Annotated in this window: 16 protein-coding genes and 3 tRNA genes; 11 read left to right on the plus strand and 8 right to left on the minus strand. The window is 52.7% G+C overall.

What is annotated here, in order from left to right; genetic code table 11:
• The first annotated feature begins 2 nt into the window (after nt 1-2).
• Nucleotides 3-848 carry a class II fructose-bisphosphate aldolase gene (locus WCV85_01010; protein MFA6473435.1) on the plus strand — a complete coding sequence of 282 codons (846 nt, stop codon included), beginning with the start codon at nt 3-5 and terminating at the stop codon, nt 846-848.
• Between the two features lie 470 nt (nt 849-1318).
• On the opposite strand, the gene WCV85_01015 is transcribed toward WCV85_01010, so the two are convergent.
• Nucleotides 1319-1858 carry a hypothetical protein gene (locus tag WCV85_01015; GenBank protein ID MFA6473436.1) on the minus strand — a complete coding sequence of 180 codons (540 nt, stop codon included), beginning with the start codon at nt 1856-1858 and terminating at the stop codon, nt 1319-1321.
• Between the two features lie 75 nt (nt 1859-1933).
• On the opposite strand from WCV85_01015, the gene WCV85_01020 reads away from it, so the two are divergent.
• From WCV85_01020 to WCV85_01040, 5 genes are read left to right on the plus strand one after another with little or no spacing between them, the layout of a single operon-like run.
• Complete coding sequence (locus tag WCV85_01020) at nt 1934-2905, plus strand: carbohydrate kinase family protein (protein MFA6473437.1); 972 nt, start codon at nt 1934-1936, stop codon at nt 2903-2905.
• A 3-nt stretch (nt 2906-2908) separates the two neighbouring features.
• Complete coding sequence (locus WCV85_01025) at nt 2909-3301, plus strand: DUF1622 domain-containing protein (protein ID MFA6473438.1); 393 nt, start codon at nt 2909-2911, stop codon at nt 3299-3301.
• A 57-nt stretch (nt 3302-3358) separates the two neighbouring features.
• On the plus strand, nt 3359-4108 hold the full coding sequence (locus WCV85_01030; protein ID MFA6473439.1) for a thioredoxin domain-containing protein: 750 nt from the start codon (nt 3359-3361) through the stop codon (nt 4106-4108).
• Between the two features lie 26 nt (nt 4109-4134).
• The gene (gene lgt / locus WCV85_01035) at nt 4135-4932 is read left to right on the plus strand and encodes a prolipoprotein diacylglyceryl transferase (GenBank protein MFA6473440.1); all 798 of its coding nucleotides are present in this window, start codon (nt 4135-4137) and stop codon (nt 4930-4932) included.
• Nucleotides 4919-5569, plus strand: coding sequence for a DsbA family protein (locus WCV85_01040; GenBank protein MFA6473441.1), 651 nt, complete (start codon nt 4919-4921; stop codon nt 5567-5569). Before lgt ends, WCV85_01040 begins: the two co-directional genes overlap by 14 nt.
• Nucleotides 5570-5909: 340 nt before the next feature.
• On the opposite strand, the gene WCV85_01045 is transcribed toward WCV85_01040, so the two are convergent.
• From WCV85_01045 to WCV85_01065, 5 genes are all read right to left on the minus strand, one after another.
• Nucleotides 5910-6776, minus strand: a complete 867-nt coding sequence (locus WCV85_01045) for an SDR family oxidoreductase (GenBank protein MFA6473442.1) — start codon at nt 6774-6776, stop codon at nt 5910-5912.
• A 30-nt stretch (nt 6777-6806) separates the two neighbouring features.
• Nucleotides 6807-6891: transfer RNA gene (locus WCV85_01050), tRNA-Leu, on the minus strand.
• 153 nt (nt 6892-7044) lie between these two features.
• Nucleotides 7045-7121: transfer RNA gene (locus tag WCV85_01055), tRNA-Met, on the minus strand.
• Nucleotides 7122-7328: 207 nt separating this feature from the next.
• Entirely contained in the window at nt 7329-7574 is a 246-nt protein-coding gene (locus WCV85_01060) for a GIY-YIG nuclease family protein (GenBank protein ID MFA6473443.1), read from the minus strand.
• Between the two features lie 44 nt (nt 7575-7618).
• A tRNA-Met gene (locus tag WCV85_01065) sits at nt 7619-7693 on the minus strand.
• Nucleotides 7694-7933: 240 nt separating this feature from the next.
• Between WCV85_01065 and WCV85_01070 the strand changes: the two genes are divergently transcribed.
• The 4 genes from WCV85_01070 to WCV85_01085 all read left to right on the plus strand — a co-directional run bounded on the left by WCV85_01070 (nt 7934) and on the right by WCV85_01085 (nt 10100).
• A complete protein-coding gene (locus WCV85_01070) occupies nt 7934-8131 on the plus strand; it encodes a hypothetical protein (GenBank protein MFA6473444.1) in 198 nt (65 codons plus the stop codon).
• Between the two features lie 53 nt (nt 8132-8184).
• Nucleotides 8185-8964, plus strand: coding sequence for an AAA family ATPase (locus tag WCV85_01075; protein ID MFA6473445.1), 780 nt, complete (start codon nt 8185-8187; stop codon nt 8962-8964).
• A gap of 5 nt (nt 8965-8969) precedes the next feature.
• A complete protein-coding gene (locus WCV85_01080) occupies nt 8970-9839 on the plus strand; it encodes a ParB/RepB/Spo0J family partition protein (protein MFA6473446.1) in 870 nt (289 codons plus the stop codon).
• Nucleotides 9840-9956: 117 nt separating this feature from the next.
• Nucleotides 9957-10100, plus strand: a complete 144-nt coding sequence (locus WCV85_01085; protein MFA6473447.1) for a hypothetical protein — start codon at nt 9957-9959, stop codon at nt 10098-10100.
• Between the two features lie 713 nt (nt 10101-10813).
• Here WCV85_01085 and topA read toward each other — a convergent pair.
• On the minus strand, nt 10814-13303 hold the full coding sequence (gene topA / locus WCV85_01090; protein MFA6473448.1) for a type I DNA topoisomerase: 2490 nt from the start codon (nt 13301-13303) through the stop codon (nt 10814-10816).
• A gap of 20 nt (nt 13304-13323) precedes the next feature.
• Nucleotides 13324-14415 (minus strand): DNA-processing protein DprA, encoded by a 1092-nt coding sequence (gene dprA / locus WCV85_01095; protein MFA6473449.1) that lies wholly within the window; start codon nt 14413-14415, stop codon nt 13324-13326.
• A gap of 386 nt (nt 14416-14801) precedes the next feature.
• Here dprA and WCV85_01100 point away from each other — a divergent pair, with 386 nt between their 5' ends.
• Complete coding sequence (locus tag WCV85_01100) at nt 14802-15086, plus strand: hypothetical protein (GenBank protein MFA6473450.1); 285 nt, start codon at nt 14802-14804, stop codon at nt 15084-15086.
• Nucleotides 15087-15112 lie beyond the last annotated feature (26 nt).

The raw sequence follows: 15112 nt of genomic DNA on the forward strand, positions 1-15112 counted from the left end.
CTATGCTCGCAACCTACCGTAACTATATCCAACGTGCATTCCGCCGACACTGGGCTGTGGGTGCGTTCAACATTTCTAACTTGGAGCAAGCCCAAGGGGTCATTTGGGCTGCCGAGAAGCTCAAAGCTCCGGTGCTGGTGAACGCCAGCGAGAAAGCGCTGGACTATGCTGGTTTGCAGCCGCTGACGGATATGGTTCGTGCGCTGGCAAAGTTGGCAAAAGTGCCGGTGACCCTCAACCTTGACCATGGCCGAACCTACGGTGTGGCCGTGCGCTGCGCCAAAGCTGGGTTTACCAGTTTGATGCTGGACGGCTCACGTTTTGGGTATAAGCAGAATGTGGCCATTACGCGGAAAGCAGTTGCGCTGGGTAAGAAGTACGGTATTCCCGTGGAAGGGGAACTGGGCGCATTGGGCGGCAAGGAAGATTACATTTCTGGACACGTGCAAATGACCGACCCCCAGCAGGCCGTAGACTTTGTGAAGCAAACTGGGGTGGACATATTGGCCGTGGCTATTGGCAATGCGCACGGCATTCAACCCGGCGAGCGCTTGGACTTTCCGCGTCTGCACGCCATTCATAAAGCCTTGCCCAAAATGCCCTTGGTGCTGCACGGAGCTTCTGGTACGCCGCCAGCAGACATTCGTCACGCCATTCGCCTGGGGGTGGTGAAAATCAACATTGACACTGACCTACGCCATGCCTTTAGTGATGCGCTGCGGAAAACTTTGGCGCATGACAAAAAAGTCTGGGATCCACGGGAGGTTGTGGCTCCAGCCCGGGAAGCCGTACAGAAAATTGTGGAGCAGAAAATCACCCTGTTTGGGAGTAAGGGGAAGGGGAGGTAGGTGTAAAGGTGTAGAGGTATAAAGCGGTAGAGATCCTGGAAGCCTGTAACAATCTGTCATTGCGAGGAACGAATCCGCGAGTGACGTGGCAATCCCGTTGTAACAAGGAACCAAGATGACTATCTGCGCTCTTTTTGCATTCCTGGTCATTTGATCCACGTCACCCCATCAGGGTTACCTCCCCCCACCCCCTCCTTGGAAAGGAGGGGAGGAGTTTGAGGTTCATTACAGACCAAAGTCTGTTTGTATCTGTCCTCCCCTTTCCAAGGGGAGGTAAGGAGGGGTAACCCTTACCGGCTAAATGTTTGTACAATATGAACCTGGCTTTTTTCAAATCAAAGCTACTTCCTCAATTTTCCCCCTCCCATTCCTATATTCGTAGCATTTTTTCGTAATTCGTAACCGTATTCGTAGAATTATAAAAAGGCACCCAGGTGAGTGGATGCCTTACGAATGATCGAATCTACTACTTAGCCAAAGGTGACTTCGACGTAATGATGTCTGTTTTTTCCCTTACCCCCATACTCCTCTACGAACCATTTGCAAGTTTTCTTATCCCAGCAAACGTGCACCAGATCCTGCAACATTATTGGTAACGTCGTCAGGTAGTCGAGGTACCTGTGAAGATGAATCGCAAATAGGTATCTGTTTCCATCCTCAAGCGCTGCCCAATGTACTGTCCCGGAGAGTTCCTTTGTTGACATACGAGGAATATCCGGAAACTTGACGAACACTGGCCGTCCAGCGGTGGGGAGGACGATATTGCACGTTGCTGGAACGAAGTCATCGTCCGAAACCTTTTTCAAGGCCCAATGCTGATTACAGCTATCGCAGATGAGAACGTCCCACTCTTCAGATGGGTGCTCCATTTTATCCATTGGTAACATAGCAATTTCAATCCTCATGCCGGGATTCTTATCAGAGCACCCTACCACTCTATACTCCGATAATGAATCATGTACAACTAGCACATGTTCACCTGGCAATGGAACATTCAATACCCAAACCATCTTTCCTCCTTAGGATTTTTTTCGTTGTATTTTGAATAGCTGACTGTACCATGTATACTTGGAAACGTCAAGCCTATGCCGCATTTCGACATCATCACCATTGGTTCAGCCACGCAAGACGTGTACTTGTTTGGCAAAGCCCTGCGCGTCAAACGTGATGCCACATCACCGACGGGTAGTACGTTGGCTGTTCCATTTGGGGCGAAAATTGAACTGGATCGGATGCTGGTGGAAGTTGGTGGTGGCGGTACGAATACTGCTGTCACGTTCTCTCGCCTGGGTCTGCGCACGGCTTGCGTGGTGAAAGTGGGTAATGATGCTGCTGGGGATCATGTGATCCGCATTCTACGAGAGCACAAAGTGTCGTCTCGGTTTGTGATACGGGACCATGATGATCCTACTGCTATGTCCACGTTCTTCCTGGCGCCAAATGGTGAGCGGACGGTGTTCGTTTTCCGGGGAGCCAGTGCAGACTTCCACGAGCGCATGGTGCCCTGGGCAGACCTGGCCGCACGTTGGTACTACGTGAGCTCCGTGGGCGGGGAACTCAATTTTATTCGACGAGCTATTGCCCATGCCAAGAAAACCCACGCGCACATTGCAGTGAATCCGGGCAAGCGTGAGTTGCAGCAACGGAGTGCAGCAATGCGCGTGCTGCGTGATGCAGACGTGCTGCTGGTGAACCAAGAAGAAGCACAGCTGTTCTTCCAGAAGAAAGGCCACGCACTCGTCAAAGCGATTTCTGCATGGCGGAAGGGGATTGTGGTGGTGACGAATGCGGAGAAGGGCTCCTGGGCGGTTACAGAGCGTGGCATGTGGCAGGTGCGCATCAAGCCGGTGAAAGCCGTGGATACCACTGGAGCCGGTGATGCCTTTGGCTCAGGCTTCGTTGCGGGTTTGGCAAAGCGGCCAGGGGATATTGCGTATGCATTACGTCTGGGTTCCATCAATGGCGCTTCGGTCGTCACGCAGCTGGGTGCCAAGCATGGTCTGATTACCCATCATATTCCACATGGTCCGTGGATGCGTGTAGTAGAACCAAAGTAAGCAATGGAAATCCTCATTATCGACATTCTGAATTTCCTCCTGAATCTAGTTGGTGCTGCAATCATAGTTTTTGGCGCTGGTGAAGCTCTCGTCAGGCTAGTGACCCAACGTCCAGCACCGTTGCAGCTTCCGCAACTTCCGCTGTTGGAAAATCTCCGCATCGCCTTTGGCCAGCGGATAATCTTTGGCTTGGAATTTTTGGTGGCAGCCGATATCCTGCGCACCCTTGAATCACGCACCTTGTCTGACTTGGCACAGCTGGGCATTCTGGTGGCTATCCGCACAACCCTGAGCTTCTTCCTGAACCATGAGACGCGTCACGCGCATACCCGGGTTATGGGTGGTTTGGCTCAGGCAACCCAGCGAAAGCCAAAGAAAAGCGGCCGGAAGCGCTAACTTGCGTGAATGCTACAGGGTGTAGTAGACTAACTGCATCGCATTTACCATACCCTTATGGACACGCCTCAGTTGCCGGAAAATCAGAGCATTTTCAACGCCCCACCCCGCACCATGTTTGCCCTGGGGATCATGGTTGGCGTTGCACTCATTAGTTTGCTTGGGTTTATCCTCTCTTTCTCCGCGTACCGCAATGCCACGTCTGACGGCACGAAGAAGGTAGCCGGCGCAGCAACGAATACGAACACTGCGGTTGCGAATACGAACACCGCTCCAGCCGGGCCAGTGGATGTTGAAGTGAAGAGCGACGACTGGATTCGTGGCAACAAGAATGCCAAAGTAACCTTGGTTGAGTTTTCTGACTTCGAATGCCCCTTCTGCGGACGTTTCAATCCAACCGTGGACCAGGTGCTGAAGGACTACAAAGATGACGTACGGGTGGTATTCAAGCACTACCCACTGACAACCATTCACCCCCAAGCGCAGAAAGCCGCGGAAGCAGCAGAATGCGCTGGCGCGCAAGGGAAGTTCTGGGAAATGCATGATAAAATGTTCACCAATCAGGCAACGCTTTCTTTGGAGAATATGAAGAAGTGGGCAAAAGAAGTTGGCGTGAAAGAAAGCACGTTCAATACATGCTTGGACAAAGGTGAAATGGCCAGCAAGGTCAGTGAAGACGTGCAAGTTGCAAACGGTTTGGGTGTTTCTGGTACGCCCACCAGCTTTGTGAACGGCATTGAAGTGTCTGGCGCGCAGACCTTTGACTACGTGAAGAGCATCATCGACCAGCAACTCGCCGCGACGTAAGATTTCTTCAGCGGAAGTTGCACCCTATGCTTGCTGCACCCCCAAGCGCGGAAATTCTCACGCTTGGTTCGGTGAGCATCCGGTGGTATGGCCTCATCCTCGCTGTCGCCCTACTCAGCGGTGTACTCCTGGCGCAACGGTTGGGAAAACGGGTGGGGATTGCTCCTGAGAAACTGGTTGACCTTGCCATCATCGCAGCCGTGTTGGGGGTTGTTGGCGCGCGGCTGGCCCACGTTGCCCAAACCTGGGGGTACTACCAAACGCACTTGCTAGAAATTCTGCAGCTTTGGAAAGGCGGGCTTGCATTCCATGGGGTTCTGGCAGGTGGACTCCTTGCGCTCTGGTTGTACAGTCGGCGACAAAGAATACCGTGGCGAACGCTTCTGGATATTTCGTTTCCCGCCTTGGCCTTGGGTCAGGTCATTGGCCGGTGGGGGAACTGGGTGAACCAGGAGCTCTACGGGCGACCAACATCCGTTCCCTGGGCACTGAACATTGATCCTGCTCACCGTTTGCCCGGGTACGAAGCCTTCAGTACTTTCCACCCACTGTTCTTGTACGAATCGCTTGCAAACGGCATAATTCTCATTATCCTGTTACTCATGTGGCGGAAGAAGGGTTTGCAGCCCGGCACAGTTGCCGCGGTGTATCTCATTCTCTCACCCAGTGTCCGGTTTGGCCTGGATTTCCTCCGCTTGCAGCAAACGCAGATCGGCACATTCACGGTTGCACAAATCCTTAGCCCCGTCCTCGTTGCTGCGGGTGTAGCGCTTCTCCTTTCGAATCGCTCCCATTCCAAAGATCAACTCTATGTCCAAAAGTAATTCCACATCACAATTTCGTTGGAAAGTTTGGGGGCCAGTCATCATCATTGTCCTCTTGGTGGGTGGCGGCATTGCTTGGGCAAGTACGCGCTCGGGTCCAGTGTATGACAATCCAGATAGTGCCCGGCCATTCCTGGGCAAAGCCGATGCGCAAGTAGTGTTGGTTGAGTTTTCTGATTTTCAATGTCCTGCTTGTGGGTCTGTGCAACCTGTGGTGAAGCAAGTGGTGGAGAAGTATGGAGACAAAATTCGTTTTGAGTACAAGCACTACCCGCTAACGAAGATTCACGTGAATGCCTACCGAGCAGCATTAGCCAGCGAATGTGCAAATGACCAAGGGAAGTTTTGGGAACTGCATGACAAAATGTTCGCCAACCAGAATGCGCTGGGGGTGGGGGATGTGAAAACCTACGCGAAAGACCTGGGTCTGGATACAGCAAAGTTTGATGCCTGTTTAGACAGCCGGGCAGAGAAGAAGATTGTGGACGCCGATATTAGCGAAGGGAATACCAAGAAAGTTGGCGGGACACCAAGCTTCTTCCTCAATGGACAGTACCTCCAGCTTGCTGCGTTCACAGATTTAGACAAAGCCGTCCAAGCTGCCTTGGGCGGGGTGCAGCAAGGGCCCGTGAAGTAGGAGAAGAGAGCCGTAAAGCCATAGAGCTGTAAGCTGCCTGCCCGCCGAAGCCTCCGGGCGTAGGAGGGTAGAGGTCTTTACGGTTACTTACGGCTTTTCCTTAGAGACTTAGTTAGTTCTGTTGAACAGGAAAAAGCCCCAACGGTCGTTGGTTGGACAGGATTCTGATTTGGTGCAGTATTTTTGAATTAGTCCGAACGCAATTCGCCGCCTGTGGCGGCGAGGAAATCCCCCTACGAAGATTCGGAAATGTGGCGGAGCCGCACCGCTAACAATTTCAAATTTTCTTTGGTGGTATTTAAAACAATTTCAAAGGAAAGAACAAAGTGCTTTTAAAAATTTATTTCTGAAAAGGTGCAAGTATTCTGCGAACTTTCATCGGTTTTTCATCAAAAAGTGTTTCGTAAATTACTTGCGCAACTTTCATTGGTTCGGCATAAATTGGTTCTTTACCGTCCCACATTTTTGTCCTTCTGCTAATTTCTTCAACTGCCTTTCTCGTGTGTGGGTTGTCGTACATTCCAGTATCTATTCCGCCAGGTCTTACATCATAAATTTCAATTCCTTCATCGGCAAGTTCTTTTTCAATCCCTTTGATGTAACCAACCAAAGCGTGTTTAGCTGCGACGTGTGTCGCCCCAAAGTGGTAACCACGCTCACCAGACATCGATGTGACCAGACAGATTTTTGCTTTTTGTCCTCTTATTAACTGTTCTCTGAAAATTGGTACCAATTTAAGCATTAGTTTGTGAGTCGCCGTCACAATTTGCAGTTCAGCATTAATTAGATCTGGAGAAATCTGTTCAAAAGGTAAATATATATTATCGTTTGGTACTTTATAAGCACCACCTCCCATGCCTATTGATTGCACCCAGTATATTTCTCGGTCTTTTGGCAAATTGTTGGTTAGTGTGGCAATGCCATCATCTGTTGTAATGTCGGTGGCAACATAAGAAATTAATTTATCATCGCAACCAAGCTCAATCAATCCTCGCTTAATTTTTTCAAGATTTTCAGCGGTGCGAGAAACCATAACAACCTCAAAACCTTTCTTACAAATACAATAAGCGGCGGCGGTGCCGATGTTCATTTTGTGTTCCTCGCCGTCAATTATAATTTGATTATGCGTTGGTTTTTCATCAAATTTATATATGTGAGCAATGGGCTTGGAGCCACATCCAGTTATTAAAATTATTGGTTTATTCATAAAAGCTTATGATTAATTTTTTTTCTCCTTTGGTGCCGCTGGTCGGAGTCGAACCGACATGGGTTTCCCCACACGATTTTGAGTCGTGCGTGTCTACCAGTTCCACCACAGCGGCGAGTTACAATTTTTTCCCTTGGGGACCCCGCAGACGAGGCGCGCAGTCCCGTTGCGGGACGAGCACGCGTCTGTGGGGCAAAGCGAGGCTTCGCACGACGGGCGGAGCGGAGACGCAGCAGCGTCTACGCGCAGCTCTGAGTGCGAAACGAGCTGGTACCGGGGGGCGGATTTGAACCGCCGACCTTGGGCTTATGAGTCCCACGCTCTAACCAACTGAGCTACCCCGGCAGATACAGCGAAAGCCGCATGGCTAGTATACCATCGTAGTACAAATGCGGAGGCTACCCCGACGATCCCGCTACGGGATGTCGGGGCTCCGACCGAAGCGTCGGAGCGGCTTTCAGCTTTCTCAAACATTCTTGGTCGCTGCTCAACGGTTTTACCGCTGAGCTGCGTTGGGTGCGGGAGCCCCGCGGCCGCGGGGCGACCTCCGGATCACCGAGGGTGAATAATCTTTCGAAAAATATCCCCGCCTTTTTGACGCTTCAGTTGCCGTTCTCTCTGGATTGCCAAAGCCCGGGATGAAAACGTTTCAGTATAAATAACTTTCCAAGGACGACGTCGGGCTGTCGATTTTACCATCCCAAGGTTATGACGGGAGAGTCGTTTAGATATAGACTCTGTTTGTCCAATGTAGTACCCCCCGTCTTTCAAACTTTGGAGGACGTATACGGTAAACATAGATTATCTGGTCACCCATTTGTGGTTTAGCCACATCTGGGTGTTGGGTGCGGGAGGGGGATTTGCACCCCCGACCTCCGGATTATGAGCCCGGCGAGCTGCTACTGCTCCATCCCGCGTAGAGCGTTTCCCTGATGTTTTCAGGAACGCTTGTATGCATATTTGTTGGGTCGTATGAGCCCGGTCCCGCGGCCGCGGGACTACTGCTCCATCCCGCGTAGGAGGGGGAGTCCCCTCAGCAATCGTAAGCAAGCGCAAATGCGCGTGTCTGTCTTTCACCATACGTAGGGCAAGCCAGATTGTCAAGCATTGACAGTCTTCTCTATGCACAGTAACGTACCAGCACTTGGGAGGTATGCATGCTAAAGTTCTTTGATTTCTGTGGGTACGTGGGAATACTTGGAGTGGGGTTCTTCCTCTTGCCAACTGCCTGGCTAACGCAGCTGGGTTGTACGGGGACAGTGTCCTTTATTGGTACGCTTTGCGCCGTCTTCTTCTTGGGCGTACCAACGTTCTTCAAACCCACAAAAGTAACATCAGAGCCTGGCACACGCTAGGCTCTTTTTCATTCCTATTTCCTTGATATTCTCTGCTATACTAAGCGTACTGTATGGCGAGAATCATTTCCGTGGTGAACCAAAAAGGGGGCGTTGGCAAAACGACTACTGCTATCAACTTGGCAGCAGAGTTGGCTGCTATGGGCAAATTCGTCTTACTCGTGGACATTGATCCGCAGGGGAATGCGTCCTCAGGTATTGGCTTAAACCACCGGCAAATTGAAAATGGGGTGTACCATGCCATCATTGGCGCGCAGCCTTTCCGCGATATTGTTCACGATACGTCTGTGGACGGATTGCGGGCCGCACCAGCCACAATGGATCTGGCCGGAGCAAACGTGGAACTAGTGCCCATGGAGCGGCGCGAGCATCGGCTGCGGGACAGTCTAGCTGAGGTACGCAACGAGTACGACTACATTCTCATTGACTGCCCGCCAAGTTTGGGTTTGCTGACGCTCAATGGCCTGGTGGCTGCCGAAGAAGTGCTCATCCCTGTCCAAACTGAGTACCTGGCTCTGGAAGGGGTTGGCCAGCTGGTGGAAACCATCAACCTTATTCGTGAGCACCTGCAGCCTGGCTTGCAGGTCTTGGGCGTGGTCATGACCATGTTCGATGAGCGGAACCGTCTGTCCCAAGCCGTGTTCCGCGATTTGTACCAGTACTTTCCAAACAAAATTTTTCGCACGGTCATTCCACGGAATGTCCGGCTAGCCGAAGCGCCAAGCTACGGCAAAGCCATCCGGCATTTTGACCCCAAGTCCCGGGGCGCTCGCGCGTACGAGAAATTAGCGCGGGAAATTGTGGAAACCGAAACTCTGCCACCTTCACCGTAACATTTATGCCAGGCACAACTCTTGGGCGTGGGCTCTCCTCGCTCATTCCGGGCGCGGATGCAAAAAACTACTGGGGCAAAGCAGACCAGAAAGCCGCTACAGCTGGTGAGCGCATTGAGCGCATCCCGGTCACCCGCATTGTGGCCAACCCGCAGCAGCCGCGCGAGCGCTTTGAGCGGCAGGGGATGGAAGACCTGGTGGCGTCCATCAAGCAGCATGGCATTCTGCAGCCCTTGGTGGTTACGGAAACGCCACGCGGGTACGAGCTCATTGCCGGTGAGCGGCGTTTGCGTGCAGCGAAGTTAGCAAACCTTCGAGAAGTCCCGGCAATTGTCCGTAGCGCTACCAACCAGGAGAAATTGGAACTGGCTTTGGTAGAAAATTTGCAACGCCGAGATTTGAACCCTGTTGAACGAGCTCGTGGCTACCAGCGCATGGTTGATGAATTCAACCTGACGCAAGATGAGGTTGCTAAAAAGGTTGGGCAAAGCCGGCCAGTGGTGGCAAACGGTTTGCGTATACTTCACTTACCCCCAGAAATGTTGGCCGCCCTGAGTGATGGGAAAATTGCGGAAGGCCATGCGAAAGTGCTCCTTGGCATCACCGATACCAAAGCCCGGCAGCAGTTATTCAAGAAAATGCTGGAGGAACACCTGAGTGTCCGCGCGGTGGAAGATCAATCCACCCAAGTGCGGGGTCACAAGCGCCGAGCCCCAGCGAGTGCCGAACTCAAAGCCAAAGCCAGCCGTATCGAAGGCGTGCTGGGGGCCAAAGTCAGCCTGAAGCCCAGCGGGAAAGGTGGGAAGATTGTCATTGACTACAACGACGCGGAAGAGCTTGAGGGGATTGTGCGGCGGATTGAACGGGGAACGTAGAACCCAGAACAGAGAACTAGAGGGGAGATAGATTGGTGTGGTTGAGGGTTTGGGATTTTGGTTGACGTACCCCTTACGCAGGAGTAGTCTTGGCGTACCGATAGTCCAGGAGGTTTTGTGGAATCGAAAGAACCGGCAAACGAAAAACCAAAAGTTGGAAAAGGGTTTTTCTGGCTCATCATTTTCGCACTTTGGGGTGTCATCATTTTTCTCCTTTGGCAGTTTCCTGAAGTTTTCAAGAGCGACATTCTCAATCATTAAGCGTACTTTCGCCCGCTTGCAAATAAGCGGGTTTTTGTTTGATTTTATTGGCCTTTTGCTGGGTAGCTCTTGACATATTTTCTGGTTCGTGTATACTCTCTGGTTAACATTCTGGGTAAGTAGGCCTAGCTACTGAACCAGCTTAACAGTTCTTTACAACCCCAACCTAGGAAGAAGGGAGTAGACATGGGAACACGTGCTGCGCCGCAAGGCACACATTGTTGCTCGGGCTTAAGAGCCGCGAGTCGTAATACCACCGAATATTCTTCGACCGCTTCGAACTGATCGCCGGCGCCGACCCAGACGCATTATAGCGTCCATGCATTGGGTCAAATGCCGACAGTTGTATACACAAACGATAGGATCTCACATGAAACGTCACTGGCGTGACAAGAAGCCATTCTACTAGCGACGCAATATGATAGAGCATCGCAAGAAGAAGACACGCCGGGTCTGAAAACGTTGAACGCAGCCTGGCATAACATTGGAGGATAGCGATGATCTTCTTCCCTTCAGGATTCGTCTAGGTTCGCACTACCAAAATTCACCTGTGCGAATACGCAAAATTTACTGCCCGAGTCAGCAATGGCTCGGGAGTTTTTTTATCCGCAGAAGAAGTGTGTTTGGATTTGCTTCGCCCTGAGTTTGGTTAAAAGGCATTCTTCGGAGATCCTTCGTCCTCGAAGACTCGTCCTCAGGATGACAGCAAAAACCTACTTCTTCCGCCCGCGCTTCTTCTTGGGTTGACCTTCGCGTTCCTTAATAAGTTCCAAGGCTTGCTCCAAGGTAATTGCCGACGGCTCTGTGCCGCGGGGGATGGTGGCATTGGTTTCACCATCCGTGACGTACGCACCAAAGCGGCCATTCTTCACTTTAATGGGTTTGCCAGAGTCTGGGTGGTTGCCCAGTTCTTTCATGGTAGCGCCACCAGCCGTGCGCTTGCGGTTTGCGGCTTTGGGCTCAGCCAAGAGCTTTTCTGCTTCTGCCAAGGTGAGGGTAATGGGGGACTGACCGTCGGTTAAGCTCCGGGTTTCCACTCCCGCTTTCACGTACGGACCAAACCTGCCATTCGCTACAACAATGTCTTCACCCGTTGGGTTTTGGCCCAGGGTTTTTGGCAGGCTCAAGAGCTGCAAGGCCTGCTCCAGGGTGAGCTCATCTGCTTTCATGTCCGGCAGCAGGGAAGCGCTCTTGGGCTTGGGTGCTTTCTCCTTCTTCTTGCCCTTCACCTTCTTGGGTGCTTCGGGTTTGTCACCCAGCTGCACGTAGGTGCCAAAGCGGCCAGTCTTCAGGTAAATAGGTAGTTTGGTTGTTGGATCTTCGCCCAGCACTTTTGCCTCAGGCAGGGGAGCGTGGTTGCCGGCTTTATCCAAGTTAATGGTGTGCTTGCAGTCAGGGTAGCCTGTGCAGGCTAGGAAAGTGCCGTAGCGGCCAAACTTCTTGATCATGGGCTTGCCGCACTTTTCACACACTTCGTCCGTGGCGCTCTCGGTCAGGTCTTTCTTGTCCAGTTCCGCGTCTTTGACCACCAGGTTTTTCTTGAACGGATCGTAGAATTCGTGGAGCACGGGTTGCCAGGCAATTTTGCCTTCGGCAATGTCGTCAAACTGCTGCTCCATTTTGGCCGTGAACTGGAAGTCTACAATGGAAGGAAAGTGTTTTACCAGGAGATCATTCACCATGTAAGCCACTTCGGTGGGTTGCAAGCGGCGCTCCATGCGCTCCACGTAGCCGCGGTCAATGATGGTGCTGATAGTCGGCGCGTAGGTGGACGGGCGACCAATGCCGTACTCCTCCATGGCCTTCACTAAACCGGCGTCGGAGTACCGCGCTGGGGGTTCAGTGAAGTGCTGAATGCCGTCAATCTTGTTGGCTTTTACACTGTCGTTGACGGCCATGATGGGCAGCAGGTTCTCCTTCACCCCGTCAGGGTAGACTTTCAGGAACCCAGGGAAGTTGATGGTGGAACCCGAGGCGCGGAACACTGCAGGGACGCTGGCTGCATGCACATCAATGCTCACGGCATCCATGATGGCGTCCGGCATTTGCGAGGCGACGGCGCGCTTCCAAATGAGTTCGTAGAGCTTTCGCTGGTCGTCTGACAAGTGCTCGGCAATAGCGTCTGGCGTGTGCTGCACATCCGTGGGGCGAATGGCTTCGTGCGCCTCTTGTGCGCCCTTGCTGCTGGTGCGGTAGTGCCGACCTTTGGGAACCACGTACTCCGAACCAAAGGTATGTTCCAAGTAGCCCCGGGTAGCAGTAACAAAGTTTTCAGAAAGTGACAGCGAGTCTGTACGCATGTAGGTAATCAACCCGGTCTGGCCTTTGCCACCCAGGTGCACACCTTCGTACAGTTGCTGCGCCAGGCGCATGGTGCGGCTGGCAGAAAAACCCAGGCGGCGGTTGGCATCCTGTTGCAAAGTTGATGTGGTGAACGGCGCAGCTGGGGAGCGCTTGGTCTGCTTCTTCTGTACATCACCAATGGTGTAGGTTGCACTTCGTAAGCGCGCCAGGACGCCATCGGCGGCTTCCTTGCTCCCTAAGAAAAATTTATCAACCGTCTTGCTGTCCAGTTTGGAAAGCCGAGCTGGGAAGTTTCCAGCTTTGTGTGCAAACTCCGCTTCCACGGTCCAGTACTCCTGGGGTTTGAAGGCTTGGATTTCTCGTTCACGTTCTACAATCAGCCGCACGGCTACAGATTGCACGCGACCAGCAGACAGCCCCCGCCGGACTTTCCGCCAGAGGAAAGGGGAGAGCTCATAGCCCACCAGACGGTCCAGGATGCGCCGGGCTTGCTGGGCATCCACGCGCTTCAGGTCCAGGGGTCTGGGTTTGGTAAAGGCGTGGCTAATGGCATCTTTGGTAATTTCGTGGAAGACCACGCGCTGCACCTTTTTGTCTGGAATGTGGAGCAATTCTGCCAGGTGCCAGGAAATGGCCTCACCTTCGCGGTCTTCGTCAGTTGCGAAGAAGACGTGGCCGGTTTTTTTGGCCAGTTGCTGCAGTTTTGCCACATGCGCTTCATCCTCCTTATCCACCACATAGGTAGGGGCAAAGTCTTTGTCCACATCCACTCCCATTTTGCTCTTGGGCAAATCCCGCACATGGCCGTAGGATGATTCCACGGCGTAGTCTTTCCCCAGGAAACGGGAAATAGTTTTGGCTTTGGTGGGGGACTCAACGATGACGAGTGCTTTGGGCATACAAACGGTTCACGGAGAAATTATTTGCGGACGTAGCGCAGGCTGCCAAGGTGTTTCACGCGGCCGCGCACTTCCAGCAACACTAAGGATGCGTTGATGACGCTTGGGTCAAGATCGCACAGTGCTGCTAATTCGTCAACGTGCATTGCCTGATCACGAAGGTTTTTGAGGATCGCGGCAATTTCTGGTGGATCATCTGGCTGGACGTCGGTAGCGCTGCGAGCAGAAGTTTTTTCAATGGCCAGCACGCGCAGGATGTCCTCAGCGCTGGTGATGGGCGTGGCGCCGTTCTTGATGAGCTCGTTGGGACCCACAGACGTTGGACGGGTAAAGTCGCCAGGCACGGCCAGCACCTCTCGGTTCTGCTCCAGGGCTTCACGCGCAGTCAGCAAAGCACCAGATTTCACCCCGGCTTCCACCACCAGTGTGGCCTGGCTCCAGCCGCAGACAATCCGGTTGCGGCGGGGGAAGGCCCCGGGTTCAGGAATCGTGCCGGGTGCAAATTCGCTGACCACTGCACCGCCGTGGGCAACAATTTCTGCCGCCAATTTGGCGTGCTGGGGTGGGTACAGCACATCCACCCCGCTCCCTAAAACCGCAACTGTTCTACCGCCAGCGTCCAAAGCCGCTTGGTGTGCGCAGCCATCAATTCCCAAAGCCAAACCGGAGACAATCACCACCTCCGCAGCTGCCACAGGTTCAATCAACTGCGCGGTGGCCACTTTGCCAAAGTTCGTGTACGCCCGTGTGCCCACCACAGCCAAGGCAGGGCGGTTGGGTTCTGGTACTGTTCCGCGAACATAGAGCACGGGTGGGGCAGCGTAAATTTCCTTCAGCAGCGTGGGGTAGTTTGCGTCGAGCAGGGTGAGAACCGACGCGCCAATTTTTTCCATCGCTGGGAGAATTGCATCCAGCTGGATTTCCTGCCGACCAGCAATGACTTCCTCCAAGCGTTTGCCTTCTAGTTCCAGCGCGGTGCGGAGTGCACTGGCTGGTGCCTGCCACGCTTCCAGCATGGAAGGAAAAGCATTGCGCAGCAAGGCAAAACGGCGTGGGCCAATGTGCGGCACGCGAAGCCACGCGCACCAGGCTGCGCGTTCTGTTTCGGTCATGGCTGGTTCAACCTCCATAGATAGGAGGAGGGTACCATAGGAGGTTGGGAGCGTGTCAAATGATAGTTACGAATTACGAAATAAAGATACGAAAATACGAATGTACGAAAGGGGATAGGAATGGGGAGAGGGAATGCAGGAAATGTAGTATTCCGAGTGCGGGTGTCCCTGCCTGCGCTCGACCGGGGATTGTTGAAAGGTGAGGGAGGTAGAGGTGTGGAGGCTTGTTTGGTCGGAGGTTTTGGGTTTGGTGGAAGAATGCAGGACACCCTCCTTCCATACCCTATACCCTAACGAGCGTCCATACCTTTTTCCGTCCCTTGACAAAACGCCCTTTTCCCCCTATACTCGGCAGTTAGAAAATCCTTTTTACCAAGGAGGGTTCCTTGCAAAAACAACCGTTATTCTGCTTAGTTTCGAACGGGACTGGAAGCATAATTGCGATTACCCGGGCGTATTCTGAGAAGCAAGCATTGTACGCCTTGAAACGTCGAGGGGTGCATGTGGACGAGTTGTCCATGGACATTTTTCCGGCAAACAAGGTGAGTGCGGAGAAGCTATTTGCTTTTCGTCGAAAGCAGCATCGTCAAATTGTTCGGGAGCATACAAAGCCTCCAACTGCTACGAAAAAGAAAATGCTCGGGCGCCAGCTGTCCCTTCTGGAAAACTAACGCCGTCCATTCCAAAAACTCACCAT

Source organism: Patescibacteria group bacterium (assembly GCA_041665345.1).
Lineage (GTDB): Bacteria > Patescibacteriota > Patescibacteriia > PEXW01 > PEXW01 > JBAYJA01.

Coding starts and splice junctions, on each gene's coding strand:
- WCV85_01080 (MFA6473446.1), top strand. CDS start 8,970: ATGCCAGGCACAACTCTTGGGCGTGGGCTCTCCTCGCTCATTCCGGGC.
- WCV85_01010 (MFA6473435.1), top strand. CDS start 3: ATGCTCGCAACCTACCGTAACTATATCCAACGTGCATTCCGCCGACAC.
- WCV85_01020 (MFA6473437.1), top strand. CDS start 1,934: ATGCCGCATTTCGACATCATCACCATTGGTTCAGCCACGCAAGACGTG.
- WCV85_01045 (MFA6473442.1), bottom strand. CDS start 6,776: ATGAATAAACCAATAATTTTAATAACTGGATGTGGCTCCAAGCCCATT.
- WCV85_01015 (MFA6473436.1), bottom strand. CDS start 1,858: ATGGTTTGGGTATTGAATGTTCCATTGCCAGGTGAACATGTGCTAGTT.
- WCV85_01040 (MFA6473441.1), top strand. CDS start 4,919: ATGTCCAAAAGTAATTCCACATCACAATTTCGTTGGAAAGTTTGGGGG.
- WCV85_01025 (MFA6473438.1), top strand. CDS start 2,909: ATGGAAATCCTCATTATCGACATTCTGAATTTCCTCCTGAATCTAGTT.
- lgt (MFA6473440.1), top strand. CDS start 4,135: ATGCTTGCTGCACCCCCAAGCGCGGAAATTCTCACGCTTGGTTCGGTG.
- dprA (MFA6473449.1), bottom strand. CDS start 14,415: ATGACCGAAACAGAACGCGCAGCCTGGTGCGCGTGGCTTCGCGTGCCG.
- WCV85_01070 (MFA6473444.1), top strand. CDS start 7,934: ATGCTAAAGTTCTTTGATTTCTGTGGGTACGTGGGAATACTTGGAGTG.
- topA (MFA6473448.1), bottom strand. CDS start 13,303: ATGCCCAAAGCACTCGTCATCGTTGAGTCCCCCACCAAAGCCAAAACT.
- WCV85_01060 (MFA6473443.1), bottom strand. CDS start 7,574: ATGTTTACCGTATACGTCCTCCAAAGTTTGAAAGACGGGGGGTACTAC.
- WCV85_01075 (MFA6473445.1), top strand. CDS start 8,185: ATGGCGAGAATCATTTCCGTGGTGAACCAAAAAGGGGGCGTTGGCAAA.
- WCV85_01030 (MFA6473439.1), top strand. CDS start 3,359: ATGGACACGCCTCAGTTGCCGGAAAATCAGAGCATTTTCAACGCCCCA.